Source organism: Frateuria defendens (assembly GCF_001182895.1).
GTDB lineage: Bacteria > Pseudomonadota > Gammaproteobacteria > Xanthomonadales > Rhodanobacteraceae > Frateuria_B > Frateuria_B defendens.
This window is the reverse complement of sequence record NZ_LFQR01000006.1, coordinates 40,411-63,404: the sequence shown is the minus strand read 5'-3', so window position 1 is coordinate 63,404 and position 22,994 is coordinate 40,411. Positions and strand designations below refer to the sequence as shown.

The 22,994-nt window shown below is 72.2% G+C and carries 23 protein-coding genes; 12 read left to right on the top strand and 11 right to left on the bottom strand.

Going from position 1 to position 22,994, the window contains the following annotated elements:
* Positions 1-448 precede the first annotated feature (448 nt).
* The 4 genes from ACH65_RS21070 (at position 449) to ACH65_RS01805 (ending at position 3,735) form a co-directional block, all read left to right on the top strand.
* Positions 449-2,506, top strand: a complete 2,058-nt coding sequence (locus tag ACH65_RS21070; RefSeq protein ID WP_082190088.1) for a glycosyl hydrolase family 18 protein — start codon at positions 449-451, stop codon at positions 2,504-2,506.
* A gap of 366 nt (positions 2,507-2,872) precedes the next feature.
* Positions 2,873-3,100: a hypothetical protein gene (locus ACH65_RS20685; protein ID WP_237561415.1), complete on the top strand. Its 228-nt coding sequence runs from the start codon at positions 2,873-2,875 to the stop codon at positions 3,098-3,100.
* Complete coding sequence (locus tag ACH65_RS20680) at positions 3,100-3,309, top strand: lysozyme inhibitor LprI family protein (RefSeq protein ID WP_049620863.1); 210 nt, start codon at positions 3,100-3,102, stop codon at positions 3,307-3,309. The genes ACH65_RS20685 and ACH65_RS20680 overlap by 1 nt, the downstream gene beginning before the upstream one ends.
* Positions 3,310-3,342: 33 nt before the next feature.
* Positions 3,343-3,735 carry an XVIPCD domain-containing protein gene (locus tag ACH65_RS01805; RefSeq protein WP_049620862.1) on the top strand — a complete coding sequence of 131 codons (393 nt, stop codon included), beginning with the start codon at positions 3,343-3,345 and terminating at the stop codon, positions 3,733-3,735.
* A 102-nt stretch (positions 3,736-3,837) separates the two neighbouring features.
* Here the strand turns inward: ACH65_RS01805 and fabG are convergent, their stop codons facing one another.
* From fabG to ACH65_RS01780, 5 genes are all read right to left on the bottom strand, one after another.
* Positions 3,838-4,581: a 3-oxoacyl-ACP reductase FabG gene (gene fabG, locus ACH65_RS01800; protein ID WP_049620861.1), complete on the bottom strand. Its 744-nt coding sequence runs from the start codon at positions 4,579-4,581 to the stop codon at positions 3,838-3,840.
* 81 nt (positions 4,582-4,662) lie between these two features.
* The gene (gene fabD, locus ACH65_RS01795) at positions 4,663-5,610 is read right to left on the bottom strand and encodes an ACP S-malonyltransferase (RefSeq protein WP_049620860.1); all 948 of its coding nucleotides are present in this window, start codon (positions 5,608-5,610) and stop codon (positions 4,663-4,665) included.
* Positions 5,611-5,896: 286 nt separating this feature from the next.
* Positions 5,897-6,871 (bottom strand): beta-ketoacyl-ACP synthase III, encoded by a 975-nt coding sequence (locus ACH65_RS01790; RefSeq protein ID WP_049620859.1) that lies wholly within the window; start codon positions 6,869-6,871, stop codon positions 5,897-5,899.
* A gap of 138 nt (positions 6,872-7,009) precedes the next feature.
* Positions 7,010-7,204 carry a 50S ribosomal protein L32 gene (gene rpmF / locus ACH65_RS01785; RefSeq protein WP_049620858.1) on the bottom strand — a complete coding sequence of 65 codons (195 nt, stop codon included), beginning with the start codon at positions 7,202-7,204 and terminating at the stop codon, positions 7,010-7,012.
* A gap of 18 nt (positions 7,205-7,222) precedes the next feature.
* Positions 7,223-7,702, bottom strand: a complete 480-nt coding sequence (locus ACH65_RS01780) for a YceD family protein (RefSeq protein WP_049620857.1) — start codon at positions 7,700-7,702, stop codon at positions 7,223-7,225.
* Positions 7,703-7,915: 213 nt separating this feature from the next.
* Between ACH65_RS01780 and ACH65_RS01775 the strand changes: the two genes are divergently transcribed.
* Together ACH65_RS01775 and ACH65_RS01770 are read left to right on the top strand one after the other, a co-directional pair.
* Entirely contained in the window at positions 7,916-8,371 is a 456-nt protein-coding gene (locus ACH65_RS01775) for a hypothetical protein (protein ID WP_153242425.1), read from the top strand.
* Positions 8,368-8,949, top strand: a complete 582-nt coding sequence (locus tag ACH65_RS01770; RefSeq protein ID WP_049620855.1) for a Maf family protein — start codon at positions 8,368-8,370, stop codon at positions 8,947-8,949. The genes ACH65_RS01775 and ACH65_RS01770 overlap by 4 nt, the downstream gene beginning before the upstream one ends.
* Positions 8,950-9,127: 178 nt before the next feature.
* Here ACH65_RS01770 and ACH65_RS01765 read toward each other — a convergent pair whose 3' ends face one another.
* Positions 9,128-10,753, bottom strand: coding sequence for an ArnT family glycosyltransferase (locus ACH65_RS01765; protein WP_049620854.1), 1,626 nt, complete (start codon positions 10,751-10,753; stop codon positions 9,128-9,130).
* Between ACH65_RS01765 and ACH65_RS01760 the strand changes: the two genes are divergently transcribed.
* The 4 genes from ACH65_RS01760 to ACH65_RS01745 are packed head-to-tail and all read left to right on the top strand — an operon-like array spanning position 10,752 to position 15,258.
* Positions 10,752-11,696: an AAA family ATPase gene (locus ACH65_RS01760; protein WP_049620853.1), complete on the top strand. Its 945-nt coding sequence runs from the start codon at positions 10,752-10,754 to the stop codon at positions 11,694-11,696. The two genes, ACH65_RS01765 and ACH65_RS01760, sit on opposite strands and share 2 nt — an antisense overlap.
* Positions 11,696-12,646, top strand: a complete 951-nt coding sequence (locus ACH65_RS01755) for a DUF58 domain-containing protein (protein ID WP_049620852.1) — start codon at positions 11,696-11,698, stop codon at positions 12,644-12,646. Before ACH65_RS01760 ends, ACH65_RS01755 begins: the two co-directional genes overlap by 1 nt.
* Positions 12,643-14,613 (top strand): transglutaminase TgpA family protein, encoded by a 1,971-nt coding sequence (locus ACH65_RS01750; protein WP_049620851.1) that lies wholly within the window; start codon positions 12,643-12,645, stop codon positions 14,611-14,613. The genes ACH65_RS01755 and ACH65_RS01750 overlap by 4 nt, the downstream gene beginning before the upstream one ends.
* A 45-nt stretch (positions 14,614-14,658) precedes the next feature.
* Positions 14,659-15,258, top strand: coding sequence for a Slp family lipoprotein (locus tag ACH65_RS01745; RefSeq protein ID WP_049620850.1), 600 nt, complete (start codon positions 14,659-14,661; stop codon positions 15,256-15,258).
* A gap of 101 nt (positions 15,259-15,359) precedes the next feature.
* Here ACH65_RS01745 and ACH65_RS01740 read toward each other — a convergent pair whose 3' ends face one another.
* The 5 genes from ACH65_RS01740 to ACH65_RS01720 all read right to left on the bottom strand — a co-directional run bounded on the left by ACH65_RS01740 (position 15,360) and on the right by ACH65_RS01720 (position 19,518).
* Positions 15,360-15,704: a histidine triad nucleotide-binding protein gene (locus tag ACH65_RS01740; RefSeq protein WP_049620849.1), complete on the bottom strand. Its 345-nt coding sequence runs from the start codon at positions 15,702-15,704 to the stop codon at positions 15,360-15,362.
* 130 nt (positions 15,705-15,834) lie between these two features.
* Positions 15,835-16,431 carry a recombination mediator RecR gene (gene recR / locus ACH65_RS01735; RefSeq protein WP_049620848.1) on the bottom strand — a complete coding sequence of 199 codons (597 nt, stop codon included), beginning with the start codon at positions 16,429-16,431 and terminating at the stop codon, positions 15,835-15,837.
* 102 nt (positions 16,432-16,533) lie between these two features.
* Positions 16,534-16,857: a YbaB/EbfC family nucleoid-associated protein gene (locus ACH65_RS01730; RefSeq protein ID WP_049620847.1), complete on the bottom strand. Its 324-nt coding sequence runs from the start codon at positions 16,855-16,857 to the stop codon at positions 16,534-16,536.
* A gap of 24 nt (positions 16,858-16,881) precedes the next feature.
* Complete coding sequence (locus ACH65_RS20515; protein WP_049620846.1) at positions 16,882-18,195, bottom strand: DNA polymerase III subunit gamma/tau C-terminal domain-containing protein; 1,314 nt, start codon at positions 18,193-18,195, stop codon at positions 16,882-16,884.
* Between the two features lie 273 nt (positions 18,196-18,468).
* Entirely contained in the window at positions 18,469-19,518 is a 1,050-nt protein-coding gene (locus ACH65_RS01720; RefSeq protein ID WP_064504797.1) for a hypothetical protein, read from the bottom strand.
* Between the two features lie 657 nt (positions 19,519-20,175).
* On the opposite strand from ACH65_RS01720, the gene fusA reads away from it, so the two are divergent.
* Both fusA and ACH65_RS01710 read left to right on the top strand, forming a co-directional pair.
* Positions 20,176-22,215: an elongation factor G gene (fusA, locus tag ACH65_RS01715; RefSeq protein ID WP_049620845.1), complete on the top strand. Its 2,040-nt coding sequence runs from the start codon at positions 20,176-20,178 to the stop codon at positions 22,213-22,215.
* A gap of 105 nt (positions 22,216-22,320) precedes the next feature.
* Positions 22,321-22,830, top strand: coding sequence for a GreA/GreB family elongation factor (locus tag ACH65_RS01710; protein WP_049620844.1), 510 nt, complete (start codon positions 22,321-22,323; stop codon positions 22,828-22,830).
* The last annotated feature ends 164 nt before the right edge of the window (positions 22,831-22,994 follow it).

Below are 22,994 nucleotides of genomic sequence, written 5' to 3'. Positions count from 1 at the left end.
TTCTTACCCAAAATCCCCCTCTTGGCGACACCCCGGCCGGCCGGGCGCCACCGCACCCCGGCGACGCCGGGATGGCGCCTGGTCAGCCGTGACAACGAATTCCCGGCCCGCCACGCCGGCGCCGGGCACGAAGTGTGACGATCCGACCGAATCGCGCCCCGACCCATTGACAACGTTGTCAGGCGTCTCCACGCTCGCCTGCGTCCGGATGATCGCTCCCCCGCGCGGGGACGTGTGCCGCGGGAGGCGGCGCACGCACGACGGCGATTCCGGGCCGACACCGGTCACCGCCGCGCGGCACGCAACGACGCACGGACGGCGCCCTCGACACCAAGTGGTACCCGCCCTCGCCCCGGCTTTGCACCGTGCGGCGGAGGCGAGCAGGCAACGAGTCCTCGGTTCCGATGCGCAAGGCGTCGGTTCTCCACCTGTGTCGGGAGTGATCGCCATGAATGCCAGATGTTTCCTATGGGCCCTGCTGGGCATCCTGCTGCTGGGCTGCTGCTGGAGCGCGGGCGCCGCGGCGCAGGAAGTCTCCTGCAGCGGCATCGCGAGCTGGAACGCCACCACCGTCTACAACCCCGGCGACAAGCTGGTCTACCAGGGCAGCCCCTACCAGGCCAACGTGCAGATCTGGAACGCCGCGCCCGACTACTGTCCCGGCTGCGGCTGGTACACCAGGCTCGGCACCTGCAGCGCCAGCGGCAACGTGCCGCCCACGGTGAGCCTCATCGCGCCCGCCGCCGGCGCGCAGTTCGCCGCGGGCGCCAGCATCACCGTGTCGGCCAGCGCGAGCGACAGCGACGGCAGCATCGCCAAGGTGGAGTTCTTCCGCGGCGCCACCTCGCTGGGCAGCGCCACCGCGCCACCCTACTCGGCGACCTGGCAGGGCGCGGCCGCGGGCAGCTACACGCTCACCGCCGTGGCCACCGACAACGCCGGCGCCAGCACCACCTCCGCCGCCGTCGCCATCACCGTGCAGGCCGCCGCCGACACCACCGCGCCGAGCGTGCCCGGCGGCCTCGCCTCGCCCTCGCAGAGCGCCTCCAGCATCACGCTGAGCTGGAACGCCGCCACCGACAACGCCGGCGGCAGCGGCGTGGCCGGCTACGACGTCTACCGCAACGGCACCCTGGTCGGCTCGCCCACCGGCACCGGCTACACCGACAGCGGCCTCGCCGCCGACACCGCCTACAGCTATGCGGTGCGCGCCCGCGACAAGGCCGGCAACGCCTCCGCCCAGAGCGCCGCGCTGAGCGTGCGCACCGCGGCCTCCATCGGCGACGGTGGCGGCAAGCACGTGATCGGCTACTTCACCCAGTGGGGCATCTACGGCCGCGGCTACACGGTGAAGAACATCGAGAGCAGCGGCGCGGCGGCGAACCTCACCGCCATCAACTACGCCTTCGGCAACGTGCGCAACAACCGCTGCGAGGTGGGCGTGACGCAGGCCTCCGACCCGAACACCGGCGCCGGCGGCGACGCCTACGCCGACTACACCATGTCCTACTCGGCGGCCAACAGCGTCAGCGGGGCGGCCGACACCTGGGACCAGCCGCTGCGCGGCAGCTGGAACCAGCTCAAGCAGCTCAAGGCCAAACACCCGGGCCTCAAGCTGCTGGTCTCGCTGGGCGGCTGGACCTGGTCGCGCGGTTTCTCGGAGGCGGCCAAGCCGGCCAACCGCCAGGCCTTCGTCGCCTCCTGCATCGACGCCTACATCAAGGGCAACCTGCCGGTGGCCGACAACGCCGGCGGCGCCGGCGTCGCGGCGGGCCTGTTCGATGGCATCGACATCGACTGGGAGTACCCGGCGGCCTGCGGCCTGCAGTGCGGCACCTCGGAGGACACGGCCAACTTCACCGCCCTGCTGGCCGAGTTCCGCCGCCAGCTCGACGCGGTGCGCCCCGGCCTGCTGCTGAGCATCGCGGCCGGCGCCGGCATCGACAAGATCCGCGTCACCGACCCGGGCCAGTACGCGGCGTACCTCGACTGGATCAACGTGATGAGCTACGACTTCCACGGCGCGTGGGAGGGCACCACCAACTTCCACTCGGCGCTGCTCGCCTCGCCCAACGATCCCTCCACCGGCGACGTGCTGAGCTACAACACGGACGACGCCATCCAGGCCCTCCTCGACCGCGGCGTGCCGGCCTCCAAGCTCAACCTCGGCATCGGCTACTACGGCCGCGGCTGGACCAACGTGCCCAACGTCAACCACGGCCTGTACCAGCCGAGCAGCAGCCCGGCGCCCGGCACCTACGAGGCCGGCATCGAGGACTACAAGGTGCTCAAGGGCCTCGGCTACCCCGCCTACGACGACCCGCAGGCGCACGCGCACTGGATCTTCAACGGCACCACCTTCTGGAGCTACGACGACCCGGCGACGGTCACCGAGAAGATGAACTACGTGAAGACGCGCAACCTCGGCGGCGCGTTCTTCTGGGAGTTCAGCGGCGACGACGCCAACGCCACGCTCACCCGCACCATCGGCAACGGCCTGAAGTGAGGCCCTCGCGCCGCGCCCCGCCCGGGGCGCGGGCAACGAAAAAGGCAGGCGTCGCCGCCTGCCTTTTTCGTGTACGCGATGCCGAAAGAAGCCTGTCCAGTATCTGCATCACGCATGGCTTGAGGTCATTGGGAGCAGAACGAACTTCACGCGCAGGACACCGGCAAGGATCAGCGGCCCGAAGGCGTGGCCATGAGACTGGAGAGTGTGCGCTGATTGGAAAACCGGACAGGTCAGTCTGGATCACTTGAAGGGGCCGGGGCGATCCCCTAAGTTGGCCACTGCCACGCGCTCCGGGCGCAACAAGGGACATGCATGGGATCGAGGTGCGGCCATCGTAACGAAAGCACCCTCAGGAGCTGCATCATGAAAGTCAGGATATTCGCCCTCGCCCCTGCCCTGCTCGCCTGCTGCATGGCCGCATCCGCTGCCGAAAGCAACAGCGAGTACATCAAGCCCGACGCCCCCAAGGGCATCAGCGATGCCTTCTACGCCTGCGTCGACAAGGCCGGTTCCGATACCGCCGCCATCGCCAACTGCCTGATGAGCGGCAGAAGCAGGATGCCCGCCTCAACAGCACCTACAAGACGCTGATGAGCAAGCTCGACGCCAAGGCCAAGGAAAAACTAGTCACGGCCGAGCGGTCATGGCTGGACCTGCAGGACAAGACCGGCAGGCTCGAAGACACCCTCTATGGCAGCGAGACGGTGAGCAATCTCCAGCGTACGCAGAACGAAACGTTCCGCATCTGCGAGCGCGCCAATGTGCTGCAGAAGTACTTGGCCGTCATCGATCTCAAGTAAGTCCATCGCACCCTTTCTTCACGGACGAAGACCATGCCCAATCCCAATACTCATGATCTCGACGCGCTTACCGGCGCCACCTACTTCGTACGCAGCTTCGATGCCGCGCACGGCCGGACTCCGGACCAGAAGAGCGCCAACTTTGCCGGTGCACTGACCACCTCGGCCCGCGCGGCGGGCCTGAAGCGCATCGACCACGTCGTGATGAGCGACGACGGCAAGCGTGCCTACGCGGTGCAGGGCGAGCTCAACTCGCCATTCAAGAAGATCGCTGAGGTGGACGTGGGCCAGGCCGTCGCCACGCCGCTGGAGCACAGCAGCGCCGAGTTCCAGAGGCTCAGCCAGCCGCAGCAGGAGCAGCAGCCGGGCCACGCGCAGCCACAGCGCCAGCCGCAGCAGTTGGAGCCGCAGGGCGTGCATCGGTAACCGTTCGCCGGCAACCGGCAATCACCAGCAACGCGCCTGCCAGCGCCAGATTGGCCTACCAGGCGCGGATCGCCGCTTCGTGCGCCGTGCCTGCGACAAAGCTCAAGGCATGTACATGCCGCCGTTGACGTGCAGCGTCTCGCCGGTGATGTAGGCCGCCGCGGGCGAGGCCAGGAAGCCCACCGCCTTGGCGATGTCGCTCGCCTCGCCCAGGCGCCCCAGCGCGATCTGGCCGAGCAGCGCCTGCTTGGATTCCTCCGGCAGCGCGCGCGTCATGTCGGTGTCGATGAAGCCCGGCGCCACCACGTTGACGGTGATGCCGCGGGTGCCGATCTCGCGCGCCAGCGACTTGGAGAAGGCGATGATGCCCGCCTTGGCCGCCGCGTAGTTGGCCTGGCCCGGGTTGCCGGTGAGGCCGATCACCGAGGCGATCGAAATGATGCGGCCCTTGCGCGCCTTCATCATGCCGCGCATCACCGCCTTGGAGGTGCGGTAGACCGAGGTGAGGTTGGTGTCGATGATGGCCTGCCAGTCCTCGTCCTTCATGCGCAGCAGCAGCTGGTCGCGGGTGATGCCGGCGTTGTTGACCAGGATCGAAACCGGCGCGAATGCCTTGGCGATGCCGTCGATCAGCGCCTCGACCGCGGCGCCGTCGGTGACGTTCAGCACGCGGCCGTGGCCGCCCTGCGCCGCCAGCCGCTCGCCGATCGCGGCGGCGCCGGATTCGCTGGTGGCGGTGCCGATCACGGTGGCGCCCTGCGCCGCCAGTTCATCGGCGATGGCCGCGCCGATGCCGCGGCTGGCGCCGGTCACCAGGGCGATCTCGCCTTGCAGTGGCTTGCTCATGCGTGGGTTCCTTCAGCTAGGGGTTCGGAGTCGTGGGGCCACGCCGCGCGAAGCGGCACGGCCCGGCGGCATTCGGAGCGGTCAGGCCCACTCGGCGCGGGCCGCGCCCAGCTCGGCCGGCGTACCGATCGCGCGCGCCTCGATGCCCTTGTCGATGCGCTTGATCAGGCCGCTCAGCACCTTGCCCGGCCCACACTCGGCGATGCGCGCGGCGCCGCCGGCGGCCAGCGCCTGCACGCACCCGGTCCAGCGTACCGGCAGGTAGAGCTGGCTGACCAGCGCCTCGCGGATCGCCTCGACGCCATGGTGCACCTTGGCGTCGACGTTCTGCACCACGCCGATCTTCGGCGCGTGCCAGACGTAGGCGGTCATCGCCTCGGCCAGGCGGTTGGCCGCCTCGCGCATCAGCGGCGTGTGCGAAGGCACGCTCACCGGCAGCTTCACCGCCTTGCGCACGCCGCGCTCGGCGAGCAGCGCCAGCGCCTTGTCCACCGCGTCGGCGTGGCCGCCGATCACCACCTGGCCCGGCGAGTTGTAGTTGGCGGGCACCGCCACGTGGATGCCGGAGGCTTCGCGGCAGGCCTCCTCGACCACCGCGTCCTCGGCGCCGAGCACGGCGGCCATCGCGCCGGAGCCTTCCGGCGCGGCTTCCTGCATGCGCTGGCCGCGGATGCGCACGAGGTGCGCGGCGTCGCGCAGCGAGATCACCTCGGCGGCGACCAGCGCGCTGTACTCGCCCAGGCTGTGCCCCGCCAGCTGCGCCGGCAGCGCGCCGCCCTGCGCGCGCCATACGCGCCACACGGCGATGCTGGCGGCCAGCAGGGCCGGCTGGGTGTATTCGGTGCGGCTGAGCAGCTCCTCCGGCCCCTGCTGGCTCAACGCCCACAGGTCGACGTCGGCGCCGTCGGAGGCTTCCTCGAAGGTCGCCTTCACTTCGTGGTGGGCTTCGGCCAGCTCGGCCAGCATGCCGACCGATTGCGAACCCTGGCCGGGGAAAACGAAGGCGAGCGAGGCGTCACGTTGGCTCATGGAGCGAGGCATCCTGATGGCGAAAGTGCGGAATGGTGCCAGCAATGGGCGCCGTGCGCAGCTGTATTGGGTGGAAGCGCGGGATGCGGGACGGGCGGCGAGGGGGCATGGCGGCGTGCCGCGCGTCGCGCGCGCAGCGGATGGAGCGAGCGCGAGGTCGCGCCCGTCCAATGCCCTGTCGACAGGCTTTCGCGCCCGCACCACCCGCCCCCGGCGCCAAAACGCCGAAGGCCGCGCTCGAAGCGCGGCCTTCAGGTCGGATCCCGGCAATGCTAGTCGCGCCGCTTCAGTAGCGCAGCAGCGCCGAAGCCCAGGTAAAGCCGCCGCCGAACGCTTCCAGCAGCAGGTTCTGGCCGCGCAGCACCTTGCCCGAGCGCACCGCGTAGTCCAGCGCCAGCGGCACCGAGCCGGCCGAGGTGTTGGCGTGCTGGTCCACCGTCACCACCACCTGGTCCATCGACATGTTGAGCCGCTTGGCGGTGGCCTCGATGATGCGCAGGTTGGCCTGGTGCGGGATCAGCCAGTCCAGCTGCGAAGCCTCCATGCCGGCGGCCCGCAGCGTCTCCTCGACCAGCGAGTCCAGCGTCTTCACCGCGACCTTGAACACCTCGCGCCCGGCCATGCGGATGCGCACGCCGTGGTTGGGCTCGTCGGTGAAGCCGGCGGAGACGCCCACCGGGTTCCACAGCAGCTCCTTGTAGCCGCCGTCGGCATGCATGCAGGTGGTGTAGATGCCCGGCTCCGGCGAAGCCTCCAGCACCACCGCGCCGGCGCCGTCGCCGAACAGCACGCAGGTTTCGCGCTCGCCCCAGTCGACCATGCGGGTCAGCGTCTCGGCGCCGATCACCAGCACCTTCTTCGACTGGCCGCTCTTGATGAACTTGTCGGCCACGCCGAGCGCGTAGACGAAGCCCGAGCAGGCGGCGTTGACGTCGAACGCGGCGCAGCCGTTGGCGCCCAGGCGGTGCTGCACCAGGCAGGCGGTGGAGGGGAAGATCAGGTCCGGCGTGGTGGTGCCCACCACGATCAGGTCCAACTCCGACGCCTTGACGCCGGCCGCCTCCAGCGCGCGCTGCGCGGCGGCGAAGGCGAGATCGCCGGTGGTCTCGCCCTCGGCGGCGATGTGGCGCTGGCGGATGCCGGTGCGGGTGCGGATCCACTCGTCGCTGGTGTCGACGAGCTTCTCCAGGTCGGCATTGGTGAGCACGCGCTCGGGCAATGCGCTGCCGGTACCGAGGATGCGGGAATAGATCGCGGTCATGGACTATCCAAAGTGCGGGGAACGCGGCGCACGCGCCGCCGGACCGGGAGCGCAACCTTACTTCGCGGCCACCCGAACGCAAAGCGGCGCGTCACCGCGCCGCCCTGCCCTACAGCCAGATCCCTTGCGGGATGGCGATCAATCCTCGTCGACCACCGCCGTGTCGGTGTCGATCACCTTCTTGCCGCGGTAGTAGCCGTCGGCGGTGACGTGGTGGCGCAGGTGCACCTCGCCGCTGGTCGGGTCGGTGGCCAGCTGCACGGTCTTCAGCTTGTCGTGCGAACGACGCATGCCGCGGGTGGACGGGGTCTTGCGGCTCTTGGCAACGGCCATGGCTAATCTCCAGCTAAATCAGTTCTTCTTGAGTTCGCGCAGGACCGCGAACGGGTTGTCGGTACGCCCCGTGCCGGAATCCTCTTCCGGCGCGGGCTCGGTCACTTCATCAGGCAGGCTGCTGTCCGGGTTCACCGGCACCAGCGGCAAGGCCAACAGCAATTCGTCCTCGATCACCTCGGCCGGGTTCAGGCGCCCGTCCTCGCCGATCAGCAGCGGCTCGCAGTCGGGCGGCAGTGCCGCCTCCTCGCGCTCGGAGCCGATCAGGCCCAGCCGCCCTTCCACCGTCACCGGCAGCGCGAACGGTTCCAGCGTACGCTGGCAAAGCAGCGTCAGCGGGGCCTGGACGCGGACGTCGAGATAGGCCGAGCCGAACTCGTCGCGGCCGAAATCCAGCTCGTACTGCGCCGTGCCTTCGCGGCCCGCCAACGCTTCGCACAGCCGCGGCATGGCGGCTACGGGCAGCTCCCCGGCGAACGAACGCCGCGCCGAGACCATGCGCCAAGCGTCCACGGACTCTGGCAGTGTCACGGACATAATCGCGAAATCTTAAATTTACGCCCTTCCGAAGTCAACCGCGGGCCCGCAGCGGGCCGGCTGCACCGGACCATCATAAGCCCATGGCGGGCACCGCTCCCGCACCACGCCTTTTTGCCTGCGCGCCGCCCGATGGGGCAGACTGCGGCCGTCCCCCGCCACGCCGACCTGTCCGTGCAGCCATTCCTCACCCTCGGCATCGTCGCCCTGCTGGCGTTCGCGCTGGCCGTGGCCTGCGCGGCACTGCTGCGCCGGCGCCGGCTGGACCGCCGCGCCGACAGCCTGCGCCGGCTGCTGCAGCTGGCCGACCAGGTGGAGGCCGACCTGAAGACCTGCCGCAGCGGCCTGCAACAGGCGCATGCGGTGATCTCGCTCAACCCCGACCTGCCCGCCGCCAGCGAGCAGGAGGCGCAGCAGGCCATCGACGCCGGCCTGCGCTCGCTGCTGCAGCAGCGCATCTGGGTGCGCGACCGCTCGGCCCGCGCCAGCCAGCAGGAGCTGGACGAGGCCGCCTCCACCCTGCGCACGATCCGCGACCGCCTGGAACCGCTGATGCACGCGCTCGAACGCGCCCACCACGAGCTGGACGCGGCCATGCGCGAGCACATCCGCCCGGAGCCGCACGCATGAGCGCGCGCCTGGTGCTCGGCTCCACCTCGCGCTACCGGGCCGAGCTGTTGCGCCGGCTGGTGGCGGACTTCGAACAGCGTGCGCCCGGCCTCGACGAGAGCCCGCTGCCGAACGAGGAGCCCGACCGGCGCGCCCTGCGGCTGGCGATCGCCAAGGCCGAGGCGGCCGGCCTGGGCCGGCGCGATGCCCTGGTGATCGGCTCCGACCAGGTCGCCGCGCTCGACGCGCACGTGCTCGACAAGCCCGGCACCGCCGAGCGCGCCGCGGCCCAGCTGGCCGCCTGCTCGGGACGCACGGTGATCTTCCACACCGCGCTGTGCCTGCTCGACACACGCAGCGGTCGCCATGCCACGCACCTCGACCGCACGCGCGTGCACTTCCGCACGCTGTCGGCGGCGGAGATCGCGCGCTACATCGAGCGCGAGCAGCCGCTGGACTGCGCCGGCAGCTTCAAGTGCGAGGGGCTCGGCATCAGCCTGTTCGAGCGCATCGACAACGAGGACCCCAGCGCCCTGGTCGGCCTGCCGCTGATCGCCCTGGCTCGACTGCTGCGCCAGGCCGGCGTGGAGCTGCCCTGAAGCGGCCGCGCCATAGCACATGCGCGGCAAGCACGTTGCGCATCCCGTAACCGCCGCGTCGCGCCTGCCTTTGCGCTCAAGCAGATAGACCACCTATCCACAGACTTGCCCCAGGCGCGTCCACAGGCGCTGTGGAAAACTCGCCCTCGTTTCGGTCGCTGGCGCGAAGCGCGCCGCCTCAATCGCCGTAGCGCGCGGCATGGGCAGCGCGCCAGGCGATGCACTGCGCCGGATCGGCAGGCACGACCGACGAGGCGGCCGCCACCGTGCCGCGATAGAAGGCGATGCGCTTGGCGCCGTCGAACAGCGTCAGCCGCCGCACCGGCCGCAGGCCGTCCACCCGCGCGCACAGCGAGCCGAGCCAGGCGAGCCGGTCGCGCTCGCTCAGCGTGCCCTCGTCCACCGCCAGCAACACCGGCTCGCCCGCATGCGCCGCGCGCAGCGCGCGCTCGTCGAGGCGCCAGATCGCCAGCTGCGGCACGCGGCCGTGCTTGGTGTTGAGCGGGCTGTCGAGCGCGTACACCGGCTGCCTGCCGTCGAGCGCGAAATCCAGCTCCGCCGCCAACATGAAGTTGTCCGCCACCAGCAGCGCGGGTTGCGCGGCGAGCTGTGCGCGCGCCGCCGCCGCGCTCTCGCGCCAGCCGACGAAGCCGGCCGGGAACGCCTTCACGCCCGCCAGCGCCGCCGCGCCCTGCGCGCTCGCCGCCAGCGCGAGATAGCCCAGCGCCGCCAGCAGGCCCAGGCCCGCCATCGCCGCCGCCGCTACGGCCACGATGCGTTGTCGCCGCGATGCGCCACACAGCACCGGCAGCGCCGCCAGCAGCGGCAGGTAGCCCGGCAGCGGCCAGTGCGCGCGAAAGCGCAGGTCGTCGGCGAACAGCCCCAGCACGAAATAGCCGGCCATGAAGACCAGCGACACCACCGCGATCACGTCCCACGGCGCGCCCTCGCCGCGCCGCCACCAGCTGCGCCACGCCGCCCACAGCAGCAGCGCGTACAGCAGCGGCGTGCAGGCCAGCGCCTGCTCCAGCGGCTGCACCAGCGCGTCGGCATGGAAGCGCCAGGGATTGCGCTCGACCAGTTGGAAGGCAAGCCCCGCGCCGCGCTGCTGCCAGTTGGAAACGAGCAGCGGCAGCAGGCCGAGCGCGGCCACGGCGAGCGCCAGCCACAGGCCGCCGCGCCGCCACAGCGTACGGCCGCGCGGCGCGAGCGCGCACAGCAACAACCCTGCAAGCATCGGCATCGCGGCGCGGTAATGGGTGAGCCAGCACGCGGCCAGGGCCGCGCCGAGCAGCAGCCACTGCCACGCGCGGCCTTCCTCCATCGCACGCAGCAGTGCGTAGAGCGCGAGCAGGATCGCCACCGTCAGCGGCACGTCCGGCAGGGCCAGCACGCCGAGGCTGCCGGCCAGCGGCAGCGCCAGGCCGAGCAAGCCCGCCTGCCAGCCCGTGCGCGCATCGAACGCGCGCCGGGCGAAGGCGACCAGCAGCCACGGCAGCGCACTGCCCAGCAGCAGGAACGGCCAGCGCAGGCCGAATGCGCCGTGCCCGGCCACGGCCTCGCCCAGCGCGATCAGCCAGGCAGTGAGCGGCGGCAGGTCGCTGTAGCCCCAGGCCGGGTGGCGGCTCTCCATCCAATAGAAAGCCTCGTCGCCGAACGGCGACAGCGTGCAGGCGATCGCCAGCTTGAGCAGGCTCAACGTCGCGAAGGCCGCAAGGAACCACGCTCGCCAGCGGGCGACGTCGATGGCTACACTGCCTTCACCCCCTCCGCTGACCGATCGCGCCGACTGCAAGGAACCCATGTCCGCCACCATCACTCCATTGCCCGAAGAGGCTCTCTATCCGCGCCTGGAAGCGGCCATGGCGCAGGTCAACCGCGTGCTGCTCGGCAAGCCGCGGCAGGTGAAGCTGGCCTTCGCCTGCCTGATCGCCGGCGGCCACCTGCTGCTCGAGGACGTGCCCGGCGTGGGCAAGACCACGCTGGCGCATGCGCTGGCGGCGAGCTTCGCGCTCGACTTCCAGCGCGTGCAGTTCACCAGCGACCTGATGCCGGCGGACATTATCGGGGTCAGCGTGTACGAGCGCGAGACGGGGCAGTTCCGCTTCCATCCCGGCCCCGTGTTCACCAGCCTGCTGCTGGCCGACGAGATCAACCGCGCCACGCCCAAGACGCAGAGCGCGCTGCTGGAGGCGATGGCCGAAGGCCAGGTCACCGTGGACGGCCAGACGCACCGGCTGCCGCAGCCGTTCTTCGTGGTCGCCACGCAGAATCCGCTCGACCTCAACGGCACCTTCCCGCTGCCGGACTCGCAGCTCGACCGCTTCATGCTGCGGCTGTCGCTGGACTACCCGGACCCGGCCGCCGAACGCGCCCTGCTCACCGGCGACGACCGGCGCAACCTGCTCGGCCAGCTCGCGCCGCAACTCGATGGCGATGGCCTTGCCGCACTCCATAAACGGGCGCAGGCGGTGACCGCCAGCGCCGCCCTGCTCGACTACCTGCAGGCACTGCTGCTGGCCAGCCGCCGCCACGCCGACATCCGCGCGGGCCTGTCGCCGCGCGCGGGCCTCGCCCTGCTCAACGCCGCGCGCGCCTGGGCCCTGCTCAGCGGCCGTGGCCACGTGCTGCCGGAGGATCTGCAGGCGCTGTTCGTGCCGCTGGCCGCGCATCGCCTGGTGCCGGCCCGCGGCGCCAGCGGCGAGGCGCTGGCGCGCACCCTGCTCGCCGAGGTGGCGGTGGATTGATGCGCGAGGCCCTGCTCCGCCTCCAGCAGTCGGCCGAGCGGCGGCTGCCCGCCCTCACCCGCTACCGCCGCCCCGAGCCGCTGCCGATCGCGCTGCACCGCCGCCGCATCTACATCGTGCCCACCGGCTTCGGCCTCGGTTTCGGCGGGCTGCTCTTGGTGATGATGACCGGCGCGCTCAACTACTCCAACAACGCCGCCCTGCTGCTCACCTGCCTGCTGGCCGCCGCCGCCGCGGCCAGCATGCTGGCCGCCTTCCGCGCGCTCGACGGCCTGCGCCTGCAAGCCGTCCGCGCCGGCCACGCGGTCGCCGGCGAGCCGCTCGCGCTGACCCTGGAATTCGTCTCCGTCCGCCCGCGCAGCGCCTTGCGCGTCGACCTCGGCGACAGCATGCAGGCCTTCGCCCTCGACAGCGGCCATGCCGCGATCGCGCTGCCGCTCGCCACCGAGCATCGCGGCTGGCAGGCACTGCCGCGGCTGCGCGTGTGGAGCAGTTGGCCGCTGGGGATGTTCCGCGCCTGGAGCTGGCTGCATCCGCAGCAGCAGGTGCTGGTGTGGCCGCGCGCCGAGGCGTCCGGCCCGCCGCCGCGGCAGCCGGCGGACGAATCCTCCCGCGTGCAGCTGCGCCACGGCGACGAGCTGGCCGCGTTGCGCGACTACCGCCGCGGCGACGCCATGCGCCGCATCGCCTGGAAGAGCAGCGCCCGCCACCACGGCCTGCTGGTGAAGGAATTCGAGCAGCCCGAGCCGCGGCCGGCCTGGCACCTGGACTGGCGCGCCGTGCGCGGGCTCGACGACGAGTCGCGCATCGCCCGGCTGGCGCGCTGGCTGGGCGAGGCACAGCAGCAGGGGCGCCCCTACAGCCTGTGGCTGCCGGGCGAGGAGATCGGCCTCGGCAGCGGCGCCGCCCACTACGCGCACTGCATGGACGCGCTGGCGAAGCTGCCATGATCCGCCGGCGCCGCACGCCGCCGGGGCCGCCGACCGCGGCGCATACGCTGGACCTGCTCAGCCTCGCCGTGGCGTTGGTGCTCGCCGTGCACGCCAGCCATCTTCCCGTCTGGCTTACGCCACCGCTGGGCCTGCTGCTCGGCCTGCGCTGGTGGCAGCGGCGACGGCGGCCGGGCGGCGCGCCGCTGTGGCTCAAGCTGCTGCTGACCGCGGGCCTGCTCGCCGCGGTGATCGCCGGCTACGGCAACCTGTTCGGCCGCGAGCCCGGCTCCGCGCTGGCGGTGGGCCTGCTGGTGCTGAAGCTGCTCGAATGCGAGACGTCGCGCGACGTGCGCGTGGGCGTCGGCTTCGCCTGCTTCACCCTGATGGCCGCGCTGCTGTTCGACCAGGGCATGGTCGCCACCTTCGTGGTCGCGCTCGGCCTGCTGCCGGCCCTCGCCGCGCTGCGCTCGCTGGAGCCGGCACAGGCCCCGGCCAAGCTGCCGCGCGAACTGCTGCAGGCCCTGAAGCTGCTCGCCGCGTCGCTGCCGCTGGCCCTGGTCGCCTTCCTGCTGGTGCCGCGGCTCAGCTCGCCGCTGTGGGGCACGCCCAACCCCGGCGCCGCCCGCACCGGCCTCAGCGATTCGATGGAGCCGGGCAGCTTTACCGAATTGCTCACCGACGACCGGCCTGCCTTCCGGGTCAGCTTCGACGGCCCGCCCCCGCCGCCGGCGCAGCGCTATTTCCGCGCCTACGTGATGTGGCACTACGACGGCCGCCGCTGGAACCACGTCGACCTGCGCCGCCCACCGGTGCCGATCGACGTGGACCGCAGCATCGGCTACCAGGTGAGCCTGGAGCCTGGCGGCGCCGGCGTGCTGCCCGCGCTGGACGTGCCGCTGGACACCCCGGCCCAGGCCCGCGGCCGCATGGGCGAGGACCGCGAGCTGCTGCGCAACCGCCCGGTCGAGGATCTCCTGGTCTACACCGTGCACTCGGCGCTGAGCTATCGCCTGCAGCCGGACCTGCCCGCGCCGGCGCGCCAGCGCGACCTGGCGCTGCCGCCCGGCTTCAACCCGCGCGCCCGTGCGCTTGCCGCGCAATGGCGGCAGCGCTACGGCCAGGACGATGCCGCCGTCGCTCGCGCCGCGCTCGCGCTGTTCCACGACGGCGGCTTCAGCTACACGCTGGCGCCGGCACCGCTGGGGCGCGACGCGGTGGACGATTTCCTGTTCGGCACCCGCGAGGGCTTCTGCGAGCACTACGCCTCCGCCTTCACCGTGCTGATGCGCGCGGCCGGCATTCCCGCCCGCGTGGTCACCGGCTACCAGGGCGGCTACTGGAACGGCATGAGCAACTACCTGCTGGTGCGCCAGTCCGACGCGCACGCCTGGAGCGAGATCTGGCTGAGCGGCCGCGGCTGGGTGCGCATGGACCCCACCGCGGCGGTGCGCCCCGAGCGCGTGAACCTCGGCGCCAACGCCGCCGCCGGCGCCCAGGCCGGCTGGGCGCACGCCGGCTGGCTGGAAGAGCTGCGCAATCGCTGGGACGTGGTCAACCGCTGGTGGAACCAGGGCGTTATCGGCTTCGACGTGCTGCGCCAGCGTGGCCTGCTGACGCCCTTCGGCATCAGCCGCGTTGAGCCTTCCACGCTGGTGGCCCTGCTCGGCGTCGGCATGGTGCTGTCGGCGCTGGCCGGGCTGGCGTGGGCGCTGCGCCGCCACGAGGCCCGCGACCCGGCCCTGGCCGCGCTGCGCAAGCTGGAACGGCGACTGGCCCGCCGCGGCCTCGCGCGCCGGCCGGGCGAAGGCCCGCAGCACTTCCTAAGCCGGGCCGCGCGCGCACTGCCGGCGCAGCGTAAGGAATTGGAAAGCTTGATGAGCTGTTATCTCGAACTGCGCTACGCCCACGACGAACCGCCGACTGAATTGCTGCGCGTCTTCCACCGTGCCGTGCGGGATTTCCGTCCGCGCGGCGTGGTCAAATGAGTGTCAACGCGGTTGCCATCGCAACCGTCCAGATGGAGAACCGTCATGTCCCCTAGCCGCCTCATCCCATTGGCCGGCGCCACCGTGCTCCTGGCTGCCTGCGCGACGGTGCCCCAGCCGTTGCAGGGCACCTACACCGATGTCTCCACTTCCAGCGCGCAGCAGGGCGGCGCGGGCGGCACCAAGGTGCGCTGGGGCGGCGAGATCATCAAGACCGAGCCGGGCCCGCAGAACACCTGCTTCTTCGTGCTGTCGCGTCCGCTCGACAGCCAGGCCCGCCCGAAGACCGGCGACAACGGCGCCAACCAGGGCCGCTTCGTGGCCTGCCGCAACGGCTTCTACGATCCGGAAGTGTTCGTGCGCGGCCGCGAGATCACCGTTACCGGCACCCTGCACGGCACCGTGAGCCAGAAGATCGGCGAATACGAATACGCCTACCCGCGCGTGGAAGCCGACGTGGTGTACCTGTGGCCGAAGCGCCCGCTCTACGTGAACTACCCGCCGGGCTTCTACGACCCGTTCTGGGGTCCGGGCTGGGGCCCGTACTGGGGCCCGTGGGGCTGGGGCGGTCCCGGCTACTGGGGCCGTCCGCCGGTCGTGGTGGTGCGCCCCGCACCGCCGCCGCGGCCGATGCCGCGCAAGTAATAAGTCCCCGCGCGCGCGGAACGAAAAACGCCGGCTTTCGAGCCGGCGTTTTTTTGCCTGGGCGCGGCGAAGCGCGCCGCGCCCGATCCGGTGCACCGCGCTCAGCCCGGCGGCCAGTGCATGCGGCGCCCGGCCAGAAGGTGCACGTGCAGATGGAACACGGTCTGCCCGCCGTGCTCGTTGCAGTTGACGACCGTGCGGTAACCCTCGTCGGCGAAGCCCTCGCGCTTGGCGTAGTCCGCCGCCGCCAGCAGCAGCTTGCCCAGCAGTTCCGCGTCCTGCGCGGTGGCCTCGTTCAAGGTGGCCAGCGTGCGCTTGGGGATGAACAGCACGTGCACCGGGGCCTGCGGGTTGAGGTCGCGGAAGGCGAGCACTTCGTCGGTCTCGTAGACGATGTCGGCGGGGATCTCGCGCCGGGCGATCTTGCCGAAGATGGTATCGGCCATGGGCAAACTCCTTGAGCGTTGCGGACGCCGCAGCATACCCGCGCCACCGCCGCTGTGGAGCGCGCCTTGCGCGCGAAAAACCTACGCAGCGATGACGCCGTAAATCGGCGGTCGCGCGCGAAGCGCGCGGCTACAGCACCTGGCGGCTGCCGAAGGCGTGCGCCAGCGTGCCGCGGTCGACGTACTCCAGCTCGCCGCCCAGCGGCACGCCGTGGGCCAGCCGGGTCGGCTTCACGCCGCCGGCGCGGGCCAGCTGCGCGAGGTAGTGCGCGGTGGCCTCGCCTTCCACGGTGGGGTTGGTGGCGATGATCATTTCCTCGATCTCGCCCTCGGTCAGCCGCTGCGTCAGCAGCCCGAGGCCCAGCTCCTCCGGCCCCATGCCGTCGAGCGGCGAGAGCCGGCCGAGCAGCACGAAATACTGGCCGCGGTAGCCCGTGGCCTGCTCGATCGCGGCGAGGTCGGTGGGCGACTCGACCACGCACAGCACGTGCCGGTCGCGGCCGCTGCCGGCGCACAACGCGCACACCGGCTCCTCGCTGAAATTGCGGCAGCGGCTGCAATGGCCCACGCGCCGCATCGCCGCATCCAGCGCCGCGGCCAGCCGCAGCCCGCGCTCGCGGTCGCGCTCGAGCAGATGGAAGGCCATCCGCTGTGCGCTCTTGCCGCCCACGCCGGGCAGGCAGCGCAGGGCCTCGATGAGTTCGGCCAGTAGAGGGGAACTGCTCATGGCTCAGGCATCACCTGCAGGAGCACGACTTGCGTGCGACGGCTCCGGTTCGCGCCGGCACGGCGAGAACGGTCGCGCGCAAGCGCGCTCCTACGTGCGGGCTCAGAACGGCATCTTGAAGCCGGGCGGCAGGTTGAGCCCGGCCGTGACGCCGCCGAGCCGGCTCTTGCTGGCCTCGGCCACCTTGTTCACCGCGTCGTTGACGGCGGCGGCGACCAGGTCCTCGGCCATCTCCGGGTCGTCCGCGAACAGCTGGCGGTCGATCTGCACGCGGCGCACCTCGTGCGCACCGGTCATCACCACGGTCACCAGGCCGCCGCCGGCGCTGCCGGTGACTTCCAGCTTGGCGATCTCCTCCTGCGCACGCTTCATGTCTTCCTGCATGCGCTGGGCCTGCTGCATCAGCTGACCGATCTGTCCTCTCATGATCTCTACTCCGAAAACGCTCTATCAGATTCCCACGGGTTTGATCGACTGCGGCACCACCCGGGCGCCGAATTCGCGCTTGAGCGACTGCACCAGCGGATCTTCCTCGATCGACTGCTCGGCCGCCGCCTGCGCCGCCCCGCGCGCATTGGCCGCGCGCGCGGCCGGCGTTTCGGCCGTGCCGCTGCCCTCGCTGGTGAAGCGCAGGCGGACGCGCTCGCCCAGCGCCTGGCTGATGCGATCTTCCATCTGCCCCACGATCGGCTCGACCGCGAGGTGCATGTGCAGGGGCTGCAGGACCAGCACCAGGGTCTGGCCGTCGCGCTCGCGCAGGGCCGCGTTCTGGGCCAGCTGGCCCAGCGGGCCGCGCAGGTTGGCCTGCTCGATCAGCGCGCCCCAGTCCGGCAGGCCGCGGGCATCGCGCGCGAGCGGCGCGCGCGGCGCCGCCGGCGCTTCCCGCACGGCCGGCGGCGCAACCGGCGGCGTGGGTGGCGCATAGGGGCGTTCGGCCGCGGGCGCGGCGGCGGGCGACGGCGGGCGCTCCACCGGCACGGCGCTGGGCGGCGCGTCCGATTTCGGCGGCGCGGCGTCGAGCGCGATGGTGGAAGCCTCGACCTTGGGCGGCGCCTGCGCCGGCATCTCGGGCATCGCCAGCGACGGCGGCGTGGGCATGGGCTGGGTGCCCTCGGCCTGCGGCCTGCGCACCGGCTCGGGCTGGAACTTCGGCGGCACCGGCTTGCTGGCGGGCGGCGTGTCCAGGGCGACCTGGGGCGGCTCGCCGCTCACCGGTACCGGTTGCAGGGCGGGCGCGGGCCGGGGCCGCGGCAGGCTGAGCGGGCGCGGCGGCGCGGCGACGGGCGCGGGTTTGACGGGCGCGGGCGCCGTGTCGGCGGCGACCGCCTGCGGCGCGGCGGCGCGCGCGGCGGAAGGCTTCGCGGCCGCCGCGGCCGTCGCCGTGGCGGCCTGCGCGTTGCGTGGCCGGTTGGCCGCGGCCTGGGTGCCGCGATGGCGTGGCCCGACCTGGCGCGGCGGCAGGCCACGCACCGGCGGCGGGGGCGGCGGCTCGGGCGCCTTCTCGATCAGGCGCACGTGCAGCGCCTCGGTGCGATGCCCGGGCCCTTCGGGCAGCTCGTAGGCCGGACCGAGGATGATGCCGACCAGCACCAGCAGGTGCACCAGCAGCGTCCCGGCCAGCGCCAGCACGCGCAGCAGGCGATCGCGCGGCGGATCCCGCCGGTTGCGGCGGTAGACGGCCGCGCGCGCGGCGGCTTCGCGCGGCGAAGGCAGCAGGGTGACGGCAGGCGAGCCGGCGGGCTTGTCCGCGGGAGGCGTGGGCATGGCGCGAGTGTAGCCGGCGTGATGGATGCCGCGGGACTGTCGCCGTCACCGCCGCGTGGGTGGCGCCGCGCCGCTTCGACGGGGGCTTGATAAGGCATGCCGGTGACTCGGCGCCGCCCGCGGGCCGCATGCACCGGGCTTTGAACAGGCTCTTAAAACCGTGCAGGGCGCGCCTTGCGCACAGGACACCCGGGTAGCGGCGACACTACCGCGCCCCGGTCGCGCGCGTGTGCGCTCCTGCGAGCCCGGCACACCGGCGGCGACTCGTTCTAGCTAGGGACGGCTCGAAGGCGACGCCGGCGCCGCGGCGCGTTTGGCGGTGTCGGCCGGGCACCAGGTGGGCAGGCGCTTGCCGGCGCGGTAGCGCTCGATGCAGTCGCGCGCCTCGGCGTCCACCGAGCGGTTGGGCGTGTCCACCGGGCAGCCGTGGGGCAAGGGTTTGCCGTCGCGGTAGAGAGCGATGCACTCGGCCTCGCTGGGCGGCGGGGGCGGGTCCTTCGCCAGCGGCGCGGCCGGGGCCATGCTGAGGCGCTCGTCGCCGTCCTTGGCCGAGGGCGGCGGGGGCGGATCACCGCCACAGCCGCCGGCAAGCATGGCCAGCGACAGCGCGCAGTGGATGCGCACGCCCTTGGGCAGGCGGATGGTGGTCTTGACCGTGGTCTTCTGCACCGCCTTGTCCAGCGCGCGGGTGACGGCGCCACCGCCCTTGCCCCAGGCATCGTCGAAGCGCGTGGCCTTGTAGGGCAGCGGGCTGGCGTGCCGCATCACCTGTGCATCGCCCTGCGGCAGGCGCTGCACGTAGCCCGGCGCGGCGTTGGCCGCGGGCGCGGGCGCCTGCGTGGGCAGCAGGATGCGGCCGTCCTCGCCGTAGAGGCGTGGCGACGACGGCGCCGCGCCCGCGCTGGCAGCCGGGGCCGGCAGCGTGGCCGTCATGGCGTCGCGCGCGGGCCGCTCCGGCGACGCGGGTTTCGGCGCCGGCACGCGCCCGGCCTGCGTCGGGCGTGCCGAAGGCGGACTCGGCGTGGCCGCGGGAGGCGTGGCCGGTCGCGCCGCGGGTGGCGGCGATGGCGGCGGCGCGGGTGCAGGCGGCGGCGCGGCCGGCCGTTCGGCCACGATCAGGCGTACGTGCAGGGCATCGTCGCGGTAGCCGCCGGCATCCGGCGCCGGCGGCCGCATCTCCAGCCACACCACCCAGGCGAACAGCAGATGCAGCGCCAGCACCACGGCCAGCGCCGGCCAGGAGCGGCCCTGCCCGCGCGTCCAGCCCGGCGGCACCCAGCCGCGCGCGCTCAGGCGCGCGCAGGTGTCCGCGTCCAGGGACAAGGGCTGGAGCGTCGAGCGGTCGGAAGCCGGCGGCGGCCGGCGTTCGTCGGGAGGCGGCGTACGGGGTTCGATGACGGTTCTCTTGAACGGTGACGGGGCATGCCGGCGCCACACGCCCCGACAATGGCATTCTCCGGCACACAGACCTGGCCGGGGCCGTCCGGGTTCCCCGCAGCGCAGCTTGACCGCGCCGGGCGCCGGTTCTAAGAACCTTGCCCAAGGTCCTCACGCAAGCCTGCCTGGCCGGAACACAGCGAAGGCGTTCGCACCGCCCTGCCCCCGCGACGCCGGCGGTGCCGGGCGAACGCATCGCCGGCCGGCACGACGCGGCGTGGCGACCGGAGCGATTTTCGGCCCCTCCACCGCCGGGAGCGAGGCCGAGGGCGATGGCGCGGCCCGTACCGGTCGCGCCCCACGCCCGATCCGGCGCGCTGCGCCACCGTCTCCCGGAGGAAGATGGCAAGGCGCGGAGAACAGGAGCCGCACGACTTTGAGGCCTTGACGCACGGCGCCCCGGCGCCGCGCCCGCCTTGACCGCCCGTCCCTCGCCGCTGCGCGTCCGGACGGCCACGACGGCACGCCATCGCCATCCGTCCACGCGATCCCGCACGGCCACGCGCCGCTAAGCGGAACCGCCCAGCCGAGGAGGGTCGCATCGTGTCCTATCACACGGAAGGCATCCGCAATCTCGCGCTCGCCGGCCACGCCGGCGCCGGCAAGACCACGCTGTTCGAGGCGCTGCTGCTGGCCGGCGGCACCATCCAGACGCCGGGCTCGGTGGAGCGCGGCACCACCCAATCCGACACCGACCCGCAGGAGCAGGCGCGCGGGCATTCCATCGACAGCTGCATCGCCGCCATCGAGCGCGACGGCTGCCGCATCAACCTGATCGACACCGCCGGCCACACCGATTTCCGCGGCGGCGCGCTGTCCGCCCTCGCCGCGGTGGAGACGGTGGCAGTGGTGGCGAGCGCCACCAATGGCGTCGAGTACGGCACGCGGCGGATGATGGAGCGCGCCCGCGAGCGCGGCCTGGCCCGCCTGCTGGTGGTCAACAAGATCGACGCCGAGGGCGCCTCGCCCGCCGCCGCGCTGGAGGCATTGCGCGAGGAATTCGGCAGCGCCTGCCTGCCGGTGAACCTGCCCGCCGACGGCGGGCGGCGCGTGCTGGACTGCTTCTTCCACGCCGAGGGCGCCACCGACTTCTCTTCGCTGGCCGAGGCGCACCAGCGCATCCTGGACCAGGTGGTGGAGATCGACGAGGCCACCATGGGCGCCTACCTCGACGGCGGCGAGGCCACGCTCACGCCCGCGCAGCTGCACGACGCCTTCGAGCGCTGCCTGCGCGAGGGCCACCTGGTGCCGGTGTGCTTCGTCAGCGCGCGCACCGGGGCCGGCGTGCCCGAGTTGCTGGAGCTGGCCACGCGCCTGCTGCCCAATCCGGCCGAGGGCAATCCGCCGCCGTTCCGCGACGAGCAGGAGCGCCCGGTCGCGGTCGCCGCCGATCCGTCCGGGCCGGTGGTCGCCGACGTGTTCAAGATCGTCAACGACCCGTTCGTGGGCAAGCTCGCCGTGTTCCGCATCTGGCAGGGCAGCGTGCACCGCGACAGCCAGCTGTTCGTGGACGACGGACGCAAGCCGTTCAAGGTCGGCCACCTGTTCCGGCCCGGTGCCAGGTCGCACGTGGAGATCGAGCAGGCCGGCCCCGGCGATATCGCCGCGGTGGCGCGGGTGGAGGAGATCCACTTCGACGCCGTGCTGCACGACGCCAACGCCGCCGAGCACCTCCACCTCGCGCCGATGCGCTTCCCGCAGCCAATGTTCGGCCTCGCGCTGGAACCCCGACACAAGGGCCAGGAACAGAAGCTGTCGCAGGCGCTGGCGCGGCTGGCCGAGGAAGACCCGTGCCTGCGCGTGGAGCAGCACAAGGACCTCAACGAGACGGTGGTGCTCGGTCTCTCCGAGCTGCACCTCAAGGTGATGCTGGAACGCATGCGCCAGCGCTACGGGGTGGAGGTGGACACGCGCCCGCCGCGCATCGCCTACCGCGAGACCATCGCCGACAGCGCCGAGGGCCACCACCGCCACAAGAAGCAGACCGGCGGTGCCGGCCAGTTCGGCGAGGTGTTCCTGCGCGTGGAGCCGCTGGCGCGCGGCAGCGGCTTCGAGTTCGTGGACGCGGTGAAGGGCGGCACCATCCCCGGCCAGTTCCTGCCCGCGGTGGAGAAAGGCGTGCGCCAGGCGATGGAGCACGGCGTGGTGGCCGGCTACCCGATGCAGGACCTGCGCGTTACCGTGTACGACGGCAAGCACCACCCGGTGGACTCGAAGGAAGTCGCCTTCGTCAGCGCCGGGCGCAAGGCCTTCCTCGATGCGGTGAGCCGGGCGCGGCCGACCGTGCTGGAGCCGATCGTGGACGTGGACGTGGCGGTGCCCGAGGCCAACATGGGCGACGTCACCGGCGGCCTGGCCGGCAAGCGCGCGCGCATCCTCGGCACCGACACGCAGCGCGGCGGCGAACTGCTGATCCACGCGCAGGCGCCGCTGGCCGAGCTTGCCGGCTACGCCACCGAGCTCAAGGCGATGACCGGCGGCCGCGGCCGCTACAGCCTCGACCTCAGCCACTACGAGCCGGTGCCGCCGCCGGTGCAGAAGCAGCTGAGCGAAGCCTGGAAGCCGCATGCGGAGGAAGACTGAACACGACTGTTCTAGGCCGTCCGCACGGCTTGATTCGCGCCGCCCGCGCCACCACGCCGAAAGACATGCCGCGCGTGCGGCCCCACCTGCTCCCGAGCGACCACCATGAGCCGTGCATTCGTCAAAGATTCCGACACCCCGGCGGGCGACACCCAGCCGGAACTCGCCATCAGCGGACACACCAACTACGTGACGCCGCGTGGCCTGCGCCTGCTGCGTGAGCGGCAGGCGAAAGTGCGCGCGCAGCGCGACGCGCTCAAGGAAGGCGCCGACGCGCTCGCCCAGCAGGCCGAGCTCGCCGCCCTGGAGCGCGAGCTGCGCTGGCTGGACGTGCGCACCGCGGGCGCCATCGTGGTCGATCCCGACAAGCAGCCGCACGACCGCGTCGCCTTCGGCGCGCACGTCACCGTGGACAGCGCGGAAGGCGAGCGCCGCTGGCACATCGTCGGCGAGGACGAGGCCGATGCCGAGCACGGCCTGGTCAGCTACGTTTCCCCGCTCGCCAAGGCGCTGCTCGGCGCGCGCGTGGGCGACGAGGTCAACTGGACGCGCCCGGCCGGCATGCTGGCGCTGGAGGTGCTGGCGATCGACTACGACAAGGCGCCGCCGGAGTGAGGGCCGCGCGTTCGGCGGGTCGTGAACGGTTGAAAGGAACAGTTGGAGGTGGGCGTGATGCCTGGCGGTGCGCTCCGGGCGTACCCTCATCCGCCTGCCGGCACTTTCTCTCGGCGGGAGAAGGGTTCCTGCCTGGGAGCGTGGCGGCACACCGGCCGGGCAAC